Origin of the sequence: Rhodococcus oxybenzonivorans, assembly GCF_003130705.1 — a bacterium.
Taxonomy (GTDB): domain Bacteria; phylum Actinomycetota; class Actinomycetes; order Mycobacteriales; family Mycobacteriaceae; genus Rhodococcus_F; species Rhodococcus_F oxybenzonivorans.
In genome coordinates this window covers 590,313-603,335 of record NZ_CP021355.1, presented here as the reverse complement: position 1 = coordinate 603,335, position 13,023 = coordinate 590,313, and the positions used below count along the sequence as shown (strand labels likewise).

Below are 13,023 nucleotides of genomic sequence, written 5' to 3'. Positions count from 1 at the left end.
CCGGTTGGTCTCGAGCAACGGGATGGTGCTGATCACGAACCGGGCCTGCGCCAGGGGCAGCGTTTCCAGGAAGTGCACGTCCTCGGCGCTGCCGTAGACCGCCGGTCACGCCGTCACGATCGTTCCCTCCGACCTGGTGCGGGTCGAAGTCGACCGCCAACACCCGGTGCCCGGCCCTGCTGAGGTGGTCGGCGACGTGCCGGCCGAACCGGCCGAGCCCGTAAAAGGATGACGTACACCTCGGAATCGTCGTCGGCGACGTCGGCTGTGCGGGTCCCGGTCCACTCGAACACCCGAAGCCACCGTTCGAGCCGGTGGTAGAGCTGGTGCGAGTACAGGATCAGGTAGCTCGAGCCGCCGATGGTGGCGAGCCCGACGACGGTGATCAGGCTGACGGTGGCGTTACTGATGTGGCCGAGACTGAGCCCCAACGCGGCAAGGATGAGGGAGAACTCGGAGATCTGGGCGATGGTCAGACCGGCCAGGAATCCGACCCGCACCGGGTAGCGCATCGCGGCCATGATCAGCACGACGATCAGCGGATTTCCGATGAGCACGAACAGCGAGAACGGGCCCCGCCGGATCGGATCGATCGGCCGACCTGTACCCGTGACCCGCACACCGGACTACTCGTGATGGACCGAGACGAACAGGGAGGTACGTCACCTTACGGAGTCGATCACGAGGACCGGGATCTCGGTCAGCCGCACCCGGGAGGACACCGAGGCCCGGTGACAGCGCCAGCACCAGAGTGCCGAGGGTGAACACCAGCCCGTTGATGACGACGACACGGCGGAACAGCGCACCCGCGGGGAATGGGTGTGCGTGCCCACAACCGGTCTATCGCAGTACCGGCACGACTGCTCATGAGGTCAGTCTGATCGCCGCTCACGGTGGTGCCCATGGGGCGCGGCACCCATTCGGTGATCGTGCGTGCCCATTCGGCCTCGACAAATGGGTGTTCCCACCCATAGCTCGAGTGCCACCACTGGGCCGAGACTGAGAGCAGCGCGAGCGCTGGTCGTTCGGGAAGGAGACGCCGATATGCACATCGACCTGTCGACGGTCCCTGGTGAAGGCGTGCTGCACCACTGCCGCACCCGCGACGGGTCGCGGTTCTGTCTGATCGTGCGCCCGGACGGGGCTCGGCAGATCGTGATCTATCACCCCGATACCCACGACACCCCATTGCAGACCATTACCCTCGAGCCCGACGAGGCCGATCAGGCGGCCGAACTGCTGCACAGCACGTCTATCCAAGACCGGTTGGCCGACGTGGAACGCCGCCTCGATCAGCTCAGCGGCAAGCGTGGTCCGGCGTGACGGACTTACACGGCTTCCCCATGATCGCGGCCGTGCTCGCCATCGCCGCGGGCGGCTTGACCACCCGGGAGACGACGTACCCGAGCACCGCCATCGGCAAAAGACACGTTGTAGCCGATGTGGCGAATTCGTCCGGCACCGCTCCCACGCCGCGACCGCCACTCCCGCGTCGGCAATAGGGAATTCGCCATGAGCAACCAACGCCGGCGCGGACACGGCCGGTGCGGGGCACTCCGACGTTTAGCGGCGCCCCAGCCGGGCGCACCTTCACCACCGTTGGGTGCCTATGCGACGAGTACGGGGGCGGGGCTGCGGGCGAGCAGTTCGGAGGTGACACTGCCGAGTAATAGCCGGGTCAAGCTGCCGCGGCCTTGTGACACGGTCAGCGCGAGGGCGTCCGGGCGGGATCCGAGGAGTTCGGCGACGGCGTGAGCCGGGCTGTCGGATATCAGCACCGTCGCGGTGGCTGCCGCGCCACCGTCGGTGAGCCGGTCGACGTAGGCGGCGAGTTCGGATTCCATTTCCAGTTGGCCGGCGAGGTCTGCGGCGACGTGGACGAGTGTGATGCCGAGTCCGAGTCGCGCCGCCCACACAGCCGCCAGCCTCACGGCGGTGTCCGCGCGCGAGGAATTGTCGATGCACACCACCAGGTCGCGATATCTCGGCAGGTCCTGCTGGGGCGTGTAGCCGGGGCCGACGAACAAAATCGGGCCGTCGGTCGCGCGCATCAGATGGGTGGACACGCTGCCCAGGGCCAGCCGCTGGAGTTGGTCGTGGTCCTGGGTGGCCATGCAGATCAGGGTTCCCGGATGGTCGCCGGCCACATCGGCAAGGACCTCACCGGGCCAGCCCGATCCGACGACGGCAACCTCGACCTGTTCAAAAGGCATCCGGTCGGCGATGTCGTCCAGATCGCGCGCCCACCGCCCACGCACCGGGTCATAGACTGTGACCAGCTCGATCGAACAGCCCAAGACCTGAGCGACGCGCATCGCCGGATCCAGCGCCCGGCGGGCCTGCGCCGATCCGTCCAGCGGCACCACCACACACGGGACCGGCCCGTCGCGATTCATCACTTCACCACCACATAGTCTCGACTCGAGTAAATCTGGGCCGATCGGTAGGCTATTCCCGATTTGTCCGGATCGGAAACCCTGGAGATCATGAGCATCCAACTCCCGGCCGACTGGTGGATATTGGTCGTCGCAGCGTTGCTGGTCGGTGGTGTGCTCGCAGGAGGGTTCGCCAGCCGGTTACGGCTGCCGGGGTTGCTGCTGTTCCTCGTGCTGGGCATGGTCATCGGGGACGACGGGCTCCGTCTGGTCAGCCTGGGCGATCCGCGTGTCGCCCAGATCGGTGGCACGATAGCGCTTCTGCTGATCCTGTATGAGGGCGGGTTGACCACCAAACCCAAGGATCTGTGGGCAGGCGCTGTGCCGGGATCGCTCCTGGCGACGGTCGGCGTGCTGCTCACCGCGGGAGTTGTCGGTGCGGGCACCTATTTCTTGCTCGACATCGACGTGCTGACCGCGTTTCTGATCGGCGCTGTTGTCGCTTCCACCGACGCCGCCGCGGTGTTCGCGGTGCTACGCCGCGCGCCGCTACCTCGCCGGCTCGCCTCACTGCTGGAAGTCGAATCCGGAGCCAACGATCCCCTCGCGATCATGCTGACGATCGGACTGATCGAGACCTGGCGCGGTGCTCCGGGGGTTGCCGACTGGGCAGGTTTCGCGGTGCTGCAACTCGGCGGCGGGCTTGCGATCGGCGGGCTCATCGGTATCGCGGGCAGCTGGACGCTGATGCGCGTGAATCTGGGACCCGAGGGCGCCTACCCGGTGCTGGCACTCGGTATCGCGGGTCTGTCCTACGGCGCGGCCGCCGCAGCCGGTGCCTCCGGCTTCCTGGCGGTGTACGTCACCGGCCTCATCGTCGGTGCCCAGGTACCGCTACATCGCCGGGGCATCCGCACCTTCCATCGCGGACTGTCCGGCACCGCCGAGGTCGGGCTGTTCCTGCTCCTCGGTGTCCTGGTGTTCCCCTCGCAGCTGCCCGCCGTGATCGGTCCCGGGCTGATCGTTACGATCGTCCTAGTGCTCGTCGCGCGCCCGATCGCCGTGGTGTTGTGCCTGGTCTGGCTGCGGTATCGGTGGCAGGAACTCACACTCATCAGCTGGGCGGGACTGCGCGGTGCGGTCCCGATCGTGCTCGCCACCTTCCCATTCGTGGCCGGGTATCCGGACGGGCTGTTCATCTTCAACATAATCTTTTTCGTCGTCCTGGTCTCGGCCGCGGTGCAGGGATCCAGCATCCGCCTCGTCGCCCGCTGGCTCGGTCTGCGCACCAACACCACCGCCCTCGACCCGGTCGCGGAGAATGTGCCCATCGGCAGCATCAACACCGAGATGATCGAGGTCCGGGTCACCGACGACCTGTACATCGCCGGTCGCCAACTCAAAGATCTCACCCCGCCCCATGGGCTGATCACCTCCATCCTGCGGGGAAACCGAATCCTGATTCCCTCGCCCCGCACCCGTATCCGCAGCGGCGACCTCGTCATCATCGCCGCCCCACACCACAGCTCCGCCAGCAAACGCGTCACCGCCTGGGCGCGCGGTGAGCAACCACCACCGACCGGTCACCACCCGCCGCGCAGCCCATCAGGGTGAGTCGCCCAGCACTGCGGCTGGTCGACTGTCAAATGTGATGCGGATCAGTCACAGCACCCTCCACACACCGACCACGACCATTCACGACCGGCAACCTCAGCCGAAACCGCCGCCGCGCCACCAGCGTCGCGGGCGAGGCAACATCGCACAGCGACCGAGAAGCCCACCACCGCGACCAACACGCACATCCGCGACCGCCACGCTGCCGACCAATCACACCCACACACACCGACCAGCGCCATCACGCGACAACCGCCCAAACCCGACCTGCGCACACACCACCATCAGCGTGGACGCACCGTCCTCCGCCGCGTGCGTCAACCGGCTATGACGGAGCTGATACAGCGTGAAGGGCCCACGAGCGAAGTCGACGGTATGGTGCTCGAACATCTCGAGGGCCCGCCGATACGACAACCGCCCCCGCAGGGTCGACGAGTCGATATCGTCTACGGCCCATCCCCGGTTTCGCCTTCCGATCAGTCAGGAACACAAGCCCGCGCCTGCGGCAGGCCAACAGTCGCGGCAGCAGCCGCGCGGCCCCGGTCTGCCAGGCCACCACATCCGTGACCCTGCCTTGCGGTCACCGTGTCACAACGGTTCGCCGTATCCATGTCGCCGATATCGAGTCTCAGCAGCTCGTCAGCGCGAGCGCGGTCTCGTACAGCATCGTCCGCACCCGCTCCCGCAGCGGCACATCCTTCGCCAGCAGCTCGGCGGCCTCGTCGCGGGTCATCGCCCGGGATGATCCGGCGGCATCCACGGCACCAACCGGACGAGAGGACGGGTGGCCAGCGATCCCAGACCTGCTGTGCCCCAACTCCCCTTGAGGTCTGATTATCACGGGCGTCGTGTTCGCCCATCCCAGCACGGCCCGCCCCGCATCGTGATGTCGGATAAGAACTGCCAGGGAATTGAGACAGAACAGTGTGGACATGCAGTGAGACAAACGCTAAACGCGCAGGTGGCAGTGTTACAAAATGTCACCGGCACCGAGACCCTACAGCTCGAATCGGGGGACACCGCAGGTGGCCAGGCGGCCGCCGGGCAGGCGGATCGCCAACGGAAGACAACTGCCGCTCGGTACCTACACTGACTCCCCTGACCGGAGCCATCGATCCTGTGCAGGCGTTGGACTCGGCCAGCTAGGGTGCGGGTGGTTCGGTGATGGCGTCGGCGGTGACGATCATGTCGAGTTCGAGGCTATTGGTTCCTGCGGCGTCGGTGACATAAACGGTGATCGCGGCCAACCACTGTCCGTCATGCATTCGCAGCCAGTGCGTTTGCAAAGCCGGCCGCAGCCCGGCCAGGTAGATCGACGAACTCTTCACTCTCAAGCTGACGTAGTCGGCCCGGGCCGCCCCGCCACGTCCGAGCGGCAACGCCTTGCCGATGTCGACCTGAACTGCTCGTGGCGGATCGAAGGTCCTGATGACGGGGTGCTGGGGCCAGCGTTCGGTCCAGTTGTCGGTGTTGATCACAGCGCGGCTCGCAGTGGTGCGTGTTCCGTGACGTGACCGTCGGTGTCGGCGCGCCAGGTGACCGAACCAGAGTCGCTGCGGATCTCCATCCGACTCGTCCGGCGTTGGAACCCTTTCCCGGCGGCCGCGACGTCGAGCTGTACCGCGGTGAGGCGTCCGTGCCGGTCACCGAGACCGGAGTATCCGGTGACCTGGGATTCGATGCGCAGGTCCACTCCATCCCAGTGGCCTTCGGTCACCAGTAGGACGGCACCCTTCGACCGTGCCCGGGCCACGACTGCCCTCGCCCTCGATGGGGTGACGGCCGCGCCCGAAAGCCCGAGAATGACGAGATCAACTCCGTCGAGAAGGATAGCTGCGGCCTCGACCGCGACCGCGGAGTCCTTCGGTTCGGGAACCATCGCTATCCGGGACAGGTCGGCACCTTGCTCGACAGCGGCGAGGAGACTGAGATTCGACAGTCCGATCACGGCCGCGTGCGAACCGCCGGCCGTGACCGACGCGAGTAGTCCAATCAGCACTGCGCTCGCACCGGAGACGCTGGCCACGGTGCCGCGGGCAAGTCCTCCACGTGGAAGTAGCTCCGCGATCGGAGAGGGCACCGGAAGTGTTCGCAGCGTGGTCTGGGCGGTGGCCACAATCGGTGCGGGTTCGTCGACGGACCGCAGCATCACCGCGGGCCTCGCCGGTTCGGTGCCCTCGGATCGAGCGGGAATCGCCGCCATCTTCCGCCGCAGCTGGTCGAGTTTCTCCGCTTTGGTGAGCCCGTTCGAGGCAGGCGCAATGGGCAGTTCGCTCATACTCGCCGCCTTCACACATCCCTAACCCGATCGATCTACCCCAACCAGTGTAGTCGAACATATTTTCGAACTGCGTGTATCCTTGTGGTTACCTCGGCGCGGAAGGAACCCGCCGAGGTGCGCCGAATGCCGGTTTCCGACACGAGTTTTCGACACTCTGTGCTGGCGCTTCTCCGGGCCAGCAGGGTGCCTGAAAGCGCATCAGAGCGGTGCACACACGTGGGCCTCGTGGGGCGTCGTCCACGGGGCGCTCAGGCCGACCCTTGCGGGATAGATCCGTAGTCTTTGCTGGTGTCCGCTCCCTCCGACGACCTCTCCGCCGAGCATCCCCCGGTGCTGCCGTCCTTGACCGCATTGGGTTCTGCGGATCCGCACGTGATCACCGTGCCTGCCCGGACCGGCACGAACGTCGAGCTGCGGATCCACACGTGGCTCACGGTGTTCGATGTGGCGGCCGAGGAGTGGGTGCCGGCGGCATCGGGGTTCGTGGTCACCGTGCTCGTGTACATCGTCGACGCCGCAACGGGGCGACCGCGTTATCTCCCGGTCACCGAGCCGGGTGAGTGGGCGCGGGCGATCTTCGCAGATGTCGACGCGGCGCAGGGGTATTTCCTCGGCGCCGTCGACCCGGACACCGGTGAGCACCGGGACGGGCAGCTGGCCTACCGGCTCTACCTCGGCGCCGACTGGCAGGCGATCCGGGCGCCTCGCCAAGTCGTTGGATGTCCGCACTACCGCCTGCGGGCAGGCGATACCGATCCTGAGATTCGGATCGTCACCACCGCCTGACCCACCGACAGGTGCCGTCCATCCAGTCGGACAGCGTCAGAACGCCCCTGCGGACGAACATCAGGTCGCCCTCTTCTGAGCGGACCGTGAACGTGACGGACCACCGTGCCGGGTTCCATGTTCGGCTCTGGCGAGGGATAATCAAACAGACTGGTCTTGGTGGTTTACGGCTCTTCAGGCATCAGGCTTAGAACTGGCCTGTTGCGAAGTGTGCAGGTACGACTCGATGCACGCACGACTCTGGAATTCGTACCTCGGACGTTTACATCGATGAATGGGTTTTGGTTCCACCTGAGGAGATGCAACCGTGGCGGGCATATTTTGGCATGACGTCGACGGCATCCAGGAACTGCAGATCTGGCTCATGGACCGCCACCGGTGGGTGCGTGTGGAGACCGTTGTCGACGAGAACGGGCAGCCGGTCAGGGTGGGTCCCCCGGGGTGGCATGTGGTGGGTGTCGGTGACTTCGGCGGCAGCAGCGGCTCCGACATTCTCTGGCATGACATCGACGGCAACCGCGGGCTGCAGATCTGGTTCATGAACGGCCACCGGAGGGTGGACGTGAAGCCCGTTGTCGACAAGAACAACCAGCCGGTCAGGGTGGGTCCCCCGGGGTGGCATGTGGTGGGTGTCGGTCGCTTCGGCGGCCCCGGCGGTAGCGGCAGCTCCGATATTCTCTGGCACGACATCGACGGCACCAAGGAGCTGCAGATCTGGCACATGGACGGCCACAAGTGGGTGGGCTTCGCGACCGTCGTCGACGCGAACGACGACCCGGTCAGGGTGGGTCCCCCGGGGTGGCATGTGGTGGGTGTCGGTGACTTCGGCGGCAGCAGCACTAATGGCATTCTCTGGCATGATCTCGACGGCACCAAGGAGCTGCAGATCTGGCACATGGACGGCCACAAGTGGGTGGGCTTCGCGACCGTCGTCGACGCGAACGACGACCCAGTCAGGGTGGGCCCCCCGGGGTGGCATGTGATGGGTGTCGGTCACTTCGGCGGCCCCGGCGGAGACGACATTCTCTGGCATGATCTCGACGGCACCAAGGAGCTGCAGATCTGGCACATGGACGGCCACAAGTGGGTGGGCTTCGCGACCGTCGTCGACGCGAACGACGACCCGGTCAGGGTGGGTCCCCCGGGGTGGCACGTTAAGGGTGTACGCGGAACGATGCACCACCTCCCCGCCCCGTGTGTGCAAACCGGCATCATCCATACCGACTACCGTCTCAACTTCAAGATCCCCCCAGGCCTCATGCCCGACAGGCAGTTCGACTCAGTTCACGCGTCATTGCGGGTACATCGCGTCAGCCCCACCTACGCCAACAGCGACTGTAAGCCCGCCAGAGCAATCGTTCTCGTTCACGGCCGAACCCTTGGCGGATCGACCTCCTTCGACCTGCAACACACAACTCCCGCCACCGGCCCACTCAGCCTCCAAGAAGCCCTCGCGCACGCCGGCATCGACACCTTTGCCCCCGACCTCCTCGGATATGCCCTCTCCACGCGACTGAGCCTCGACGACCCCAAGAACGCCAGCCGCCCCGAATGCACGCCCACCGGGGACCCCACCATCGACCAATGCGACCGCAGCCGCAACAAGTTCATCTTCCCGCTCGACCAGCAGAAAAGGCTCCAGCCGAACCCTCTCGGCACCTCCTACGCAAACCATTCCAGCGCAACGTATTTCGGCACCACCGCCCTCTGGGCGAGAGACATCCGCCAGGTCATCAACGACGCGCTCATCAAAACCGGACTACCCACCGTCTCCCTCCTCGGATACTCGTTCGGTGGCCCCCGCGTCGGCAGAACCCTTCAGCAACTCGGTATCACCGCCGCCGACCGCATCGACCGCCTCATCTTCATGGCGTCCCTGTTCGACACCCTCCCGACAGGACCCGTCGACTACCCCACCGACGAGGCCGATCTCGACGACATCGAAACGTCCACATCGTTTCCGCTCGTTCTCAACACCGTGGGCTGGGACACCCCCTCCGCCGACCGAATCCCACCTGGTGCCGACAAAGCCCTCGCGAAACAGGCCCAACTCCTCGACGCTGTCGGCGCCAAATGGGGCGGCAGTGTCACCACACCCGCCGGCTTCGTACGTTCACCCACATTCACCGTCTCAGGCTGGAACAAAGACGTTGCCGCGGCGATCACCATCCCCACCCTCGTCCTCCACGGCACCGAAGACCGTTCCGTCCTCCCAGCCAACGCCCCCCACCTCTACGACGCCCTCACCACCGAGCAGAAAGTCCTCATCGAACTCGGCTGCGCCAGCCACTTCCTGCACTACGAAACAGCACCAACCTGGGAAGGTCCCCACAAAGCCGTAGCCGACGCCATCATCGAATGGGTCCGCTCCGCCACATTCAAGGGCAAGACCACCGGACGATTCACCATCGACTGCGACGGCAACGTGAACCCCCCCTGACCGACACTGCGCAGCCCCTCGAAGCGACCCGTCCTGTGGTCGAGACCGACTGCGTCGTGGCGCCATTTCTGACACAGCCGAACGACTTCCTTGCGTGATAGCCGGCACCTACGCCCCACGCGCCGATACTCCGGCCGTGATCAACGTGGCAGAGGAGGAGAGGTCGGGCCCAATTCGCGCCATACGCGACCGGGCGCCAACGTCACCAGGTAAGCCCCTGCGTAGCTCCCAGGTCACGGGCACAATCGGGCGTATGCGGCTGATCGCGCCCATGCTGGCCACGGCCGGCTCCCTCCCGGACAACACGGACCGCCCGTGGAGTTTCGAGATGAAGTACGACGGGTGCCGGATGCTGGTCTCGGTGGGCGGCGGGCGCGAGCCGGTGCTGTGGACCCGCGCCATGAACGTGGTGACGCCCTCGTATCCCGAGATCGCCGAGGCATTGGCAGCGGCGTTCGGCGCCCGCGGGCGCATCGTTCTCGACGGGGAGGTTGTCGTGCTCGATCACGGCAAGCCCTCGTTCGGACTGCTCCAGCGCAGGATGGGGGTTGCCCATGCGACGAAGCCGCTGCAACGGCGAATACCTGTGACATTTCTACCGTTTGACGTCCTGGTGCTCGGCGACCTGGATCTCATGAGCGAGTCGTACCTGGATCGGCGAGCGGAGCTGGCCGGGCTGGATTCGATCATCCAGGACGTCGGCGGCCTGCCTATTACCGTCCCTCCGCACTGGGAGAATCAAAGCAGCAAAATCATGCTCAATGCAGCGAAAAGCGCTGGCATGGAGGGCATTTTGGCCAAACGATCGGCATCGATCTACCTTCCGGGCCAGCGGAGCAGATCCTGGATCAAACACGCAATCCGCATGCGCAGTTCGGTTTTGGTGATCGGCTTCGTCGGCTCGAGCCGATCGGTCGCGGCGCTGATCCTCGGAGCGTACGACGCCGAAGGACGGTTGGTCCAGGTGGGTTCCGTCTCCTCCGGACTCACGGTGCCGATGCGCCGACAGCTCCGGGAGGACTTCCGGCCGCTCGAGCGCCCTAGCAGCCCTCTCACGGACCCGTCAGCGGCCGCGGAGATCTTCCCTGGGGTTCAGTGGCTGACTCCTCGGCTGGTCGTGGACGTCGCCTACAGGGCGCACACGGCGGGTGGGCTGCGGCATCCCTCTCTGAAGGGCCGGCGCTTCGACGTCGATTCTCGATCGGTGCGGGTGGAGGATCTGTAGACCGGCCAGAGGAAAGCCGCCGACACCTTCCCCGGCGTCAGCGGCTCCTCATCCCCTACGCCTGGGAACGCTACGCAATGTAGGTCTTACCCGGCTCGGGGGTGACAGTGACGCCATATCGCCTCTCGGCAAGTGGTCGCTCGCAGCGACTTTTCTGGTGTGGTACCCGGGGTATGAGCGCCACCGTCGCCCTCTTCAACATGGGCCGAGCTGGTGGTATTCCGGCGGGGCCCCTGCCGCTTCCGACGGTTCAGCTGCTCACGGGGCCTGTCACTGAGTGATGACGCCGTGAGCGAGGGGATTCGGTGTATGCAGCGGGTCCGGCCTACCGTCCGATGAGAGGGTGATCGGTGAGTGGCTCACCGAGGATGGCCAGACCCGCGGTGCAGGGTCAGTCCGGTGATCGACGCAACCAGCACAACGGTCTTGTCGTGGACCAGAAGGATGATCTTCGAGGCGGCGACGTGATCTGCCCGGAACTTCCAGATCCCCCGGCCACGCTCCCAGAGTTCGTTCGGCGCGAGACCTGGGGCGTAACCAGTATGCGTTCGGCCGAGAGGGTCGTCGGGTTCGGCGGGTGAGGCTGCGGTGAGCGTGACCCGTAAGGCCGCTAGACGCGGGGGAAGTTGCTTCGGCCGGAACCGCCGCAGCTCGGACGACGCTCCTCTCTCGCGGTCACGGGGGATGTGATCGAAGCTGGGTAGTGCCGATTCGCGAGGTTGACCGGAGGTAGCTCACCGGTCGCCGTGAAGCGCTGCTGCTCTTCCGGAGACGTACCGTGACCAGTGCGTGTGGCGAGTCAGCGCAGTGTGCGCTGGTCGGTGACGTCCCGCAGCTCCGGAGGCTGGTAACTGAGCACGGCCGCCCGTGATTGCGGTGTCCGCCGTATTTCGTCGAGATGTTCGATGAACGCTGCCGCCTCGTCTCGGGTCGCGAAGTCGAGATCGACGTAGACCAGGTGCGGGTCGTGCGCGTGGCGCGAGACGCGGTAAGCGAGCACGCCGTTGTCTCGCCGGAAGTCGTTGTACGTGTCGAACCCCGTCTTCCAGTTTTCGTAGTTTTCGACCTTGTTCTCGATGTGCAGTGCAAACATGGTGTCCTCCTCGGTTGGGGTGTTTTCCTGACGCTTCGAGCATCGGTTGTCGGCAGCTCGGTTCCCATCCCCGATCTTGGGGATCCTCATGTTCGCGGTCGTAGGCTTCGACTGTGTACACCCGGGAGAATGTGGCGCTGGGGCGCATCGAGCGGCTTTGCGCGGGCACGCTCACCGTGAAGGCATTACGTGAGCAGGTGCTGGCCGAGATTCGTCGAGTCGTGCCGTTCGACGCGCACGTGTGGCTGCTGACCGATCCCGTCTCGCGGGTCGGAACCTCTCCGCTGGCCGACGTTCCCGGACTGCAGTGGCCGAATCTGCCCCGGCTGGGCCGGTGGCGGTACCTGACCCGACTGAACCGCTGGGCCGATCTGATGGATGCCGGTACAGCCGTCGCCCTGCTGCACGAGAGCACCGGGGGCGACCTGACGGCGTCGGCCCTGTGGCGCGAGACCAACGGGGGCTCGGGGTGATCGATGTTGCGGCGGTGGTGTTCTGGGATCGATTCGGGTGCTGGGCGTGGCTCGATCTGTGGCGGTACGGCCCGGCTGTGCCGTTCACGCGCGCTGACGGCGCATTCCTCGCCGCGCTCACCGCTCCGGTCACCGAGGGGCTGCGCCGAGCGCAGGCCCGCACTTTCGTCGCGGACAGTGCACCGACGCCCATCGGCGGGCCCGCTGTCGTGATGCTGAGCCCGGACCTGCAGGTTCGGCTGCAGACCTCCGCGGCAACGGAGGCGCTCTACCGGCTGAACCCTCCCGACGATCCGATTCCGACCGTTCCGGCGGCCGCCTACAATGTCGCGGCCGCCCTCGTTGCGGAGGAGCAGAAAGTTCCCGTCGGGCCGCCATGGTCGCGGGTGCACCTCGGTTTCGGCCGATGGGTCACCCTGCGCGCCGCGCGCATCAGCCCGACTGGGGCGGGCGAAGGCGACATCGCCGTCAGCATCGAGGCGAGCACCCCCATGGAGCGACTGGAGGTGTTCGCGCTCGCGCACGGGGTTACCCCGCGTGAACGTCAGGTGCTCGAGCAGCTCGCCATGGGAGCGGACTCGCACACCGTCGCCGCGCGCCTGGTGGTGTCGGAGCACACAGTCAACGACCACGTGAAGTCCTTGCTCGCCAAGACGGGGTCGACCGGTAGGAATGCACTGTTGACGCGGGTAGCGGGAACGGGATAGCCCGCAGCCGTGGTGGCCGGCGGCGCCGC

Annotated in this window: 12 protein-coding genes and 1 pseudogene; 7 read left to right on the top strand and 6 right to left on the bottom strand. The window is 66.0% G+C overall.

Annotated elements, in window-relative coordinates:
* Nucleotides 1–113: 113 nt before the first annotated feature.
* Both CBI38_RS40420 and CBI38_RS40840 read right to left on the bottom strand, forming a co-directional pair.
* Nucleotides 114–620 carry a hypothetical protein gene (locus tag CBI38_RS40420; protein WP_204165018.1) on the bottom strand — a complete coding sequence of 169 codons (507 nt, stop codon included), beginning with the start codon at nt 618–620 and terminating at the stop codon, nt 114–116.
* A 57-nt stretch (nt 621–677) separates the two neighbouring features.
* Nucleotides 678–801, bottom strand: a pseudogene (locus tag CBI38_RS40840) (sensor histidine kinase); the annotation flags it as partial.
* Nucleotides 802–1,044: 243 nt separating this feature from the next.
* On the opposite strand from CBI38_RS40840, the gene CBI38_RS33810 reads away from it, so the two are divergent.
* Complete coding sequence (locus tag CBI38_RS33810) at nt 1,045–1,323, top strand: cation:proton antiporter regulatory subunit (protein ID WP_109335826.1); 279 nt, start codon at nt 1,045–1,047, stop codon at nt 1,321–1,323.
* A 284-nt stretch (nt 1,324–1,607) separates the two neighbouring features.
* On the opposite strand, the gene CBI38_RS33805 is transcribed toward CBI38_RS33810, so the two are convergent.
* Nucleotides 1,608–2,396, bottom strand: a complete 789-nt coding sequence (locus tag CBI38_RS33805; protein WP_109335825.1) for a universal stress protein — start codon at nt 2,394–2,396, stop codon at nt 1,608–1,610.
* Between the two features lie 90 nt (nt 2,397–2,486).
* Between CBI38_RS33805 and CBI38_RS33800 the strand changes: the two genes are divergently transcribed.
* Nucleotides 2,487–3,989, top strand: a complete 1,503-nt coding sequence (locus CBI38_RS33800; RefSeq protein ID WP_204165017.1) for a potassium/proton antiporter — start codon at nt 2,487–2,489, stop codon at nt 3,987–3,989.
* Nucleotides 3,990–5,131: 1,142 nt separating this feature from the next.
* Here CBI38_RS33800 and CBI38_RS33795 read toward each other — a convergent pair.
* Both CBI38_RS33795 and CBI38_RS33790 read right to left on the bottom strand, forming a co-directional pair.
* Nucleotides 5,132–5,467, bottom strand: coding sequence for a hypothetical protein (locus tag CBI38_RS33795; RefSeq protein WP_109335824.1), 336 nt, complete (start codon nt 5,465–5,467; stop codon nt 5,132–5,134).
* On the bottom strand, nt 5,464–6,267 hold the full coding sequence (locus CBI38_RS33790; RefSeq protein WP_109335823.1) for a hypothetical protein: 804 nt from the start codon (nt 6,265–6,267) through the stop codon (nt 5,464–5,466). Before CBI38_RS33790 ends, CBI38_RS33795 begins: the two co-directional genes overlap by 4 nt.
* A gap of 333 nt (nt 6,268–6,600) precedes the next feature.
* On the opposite strand from CBI38_RS33790, the gene CBI38_RS33785 reads away from it, so the two are divergent.
* The 3 genes from CBI38_RS33785 to CBI38_RS33775 all read left to right on the top strand — a co-directional run bounded on the left by CBI38_RS33785 (nt 6,601) and on the right by CBI38_RS33775 (nt 10,721).
* Complete coding sequence (locus CBI38_RS33785; protein WP_230990432.1) at nt 6,601–7,056, top strand: N-formylglutamate amidohydrolase; 456 nt, start codon at nt 6,601–6,603, stop codon at nt 7,054–7,056.
* 307 nt (nt 7,057–7,363) lie between these two features.
* On the top strand, nt 7,364–9,496 hold the full coding sequence (locus tag CBI38_RS33780) for an alpha/beta hydrolase (protein ID WP_109335821.1): 2,133 nt from the start codon (nt 7,364–7,366) through the stop codon (nt 9,494–9,496).
* Nucleotides 9,497–9,749: 253 nt separating this feature from the next.
* Nucleotides 9,750–10,721, top strand: coding sequence for an ATP-dependent DNA ligase (locus CBI38_RS33775; RefSeq protein WP_109335820.1), 972 nt, complete (start codon nt 9,750–9,752; stop codon nt 10,719–10,721).
* A 799-nt stretch (nt 10,722–11,520) separates the two neighbouring features.
* Here the strand turns inward: CBI38_RS33775 and CBI38_RS33765 are convergent.
* Nucleotides 11,521–11,814 (bottom strand): hypothetical protein, encoded by a 294-nt coding sequence (locus CBI38_RS33765; RefSeq protein ID WP_162603366.1) that lies wholly within the window; start codon nt 11,812–11,814, stop codon nt 11,521–11,523.
* 113 nt (nt 11,815–11,927) lie between these two features.
* On the opposite strand from CBI38_RS33765, the gene CBI38_RS39725 reads away from it, so the two are divergent.
* A complete protein-coding gene (locus tag CBI38_RS39725) occupies nt 11,928–12,287 on the top strand; it encodes a hypothetical protein (RefSeq protein WP_230990316.1) in 360 nt (119 codons plus the stop codon).
* On the top strand, nt 12,284–12,994 hold the full coding sequence (locus CBI38_RS33760; RefSeq protein ID WP_230990315.1) for a helix-turn-helix domain-containing protein: 711 nt from the start codon (nt 12,284–12,286) through the stop codon (nt 12,992–12,994). The genes CBI38_RS39725 and CBI38_RS33760 overlap by 4 nt, the downstream gene beginning before the upstream one ends.
* The last annotated feature ends 29 nt before the right edge of the window (nt 12,995–13,023 follow it).

Coding starts and splice junctions, on each gene's coding strand:
- CBI38_RS33810 (WP_109335826.1), top strand. CDS start 1,045: ATGCACATCGACCTGTCGACGGTCCCTGGTGAAGGCGTGCTGCACCAC.
- CBI38_RS33805 (WP_109335825.1), bottom strand. CDS start 2,396: ATGAATCGCGACGGGCCGGTCCCGTGTGTGGTGGTGCCGCTGGACGGA.
- CBI38_RS33790 (WP_109335823.1), bottom strand. CDS start 6,267: ATGAGCGAACTGCCCATTGCGCCTGCCTCGAACGGGCTCACCAAAGCG.
- CBI38_RS33765 (WP_162603366.1), bottom strand. CDS start 11,814: ATGTTTGCACTGCACATCGAGAACAAGGTCGAAAACTACGAAAACTGG.
- CBI38_RS33800 (WP_204165017.1), top strand. CDS start 2,487: ATGAGCATCCAACTCCCGGCCGACTGGTGGATATTGGTCGTCGCAGCG.
- CBI38_RS33775 (WP_109335820.1), top strand. CDS start 9,750: ATGCGGCTGATCGCGCCCATGCTGGCCACGGCCGGCTCCCTCCCGGAC.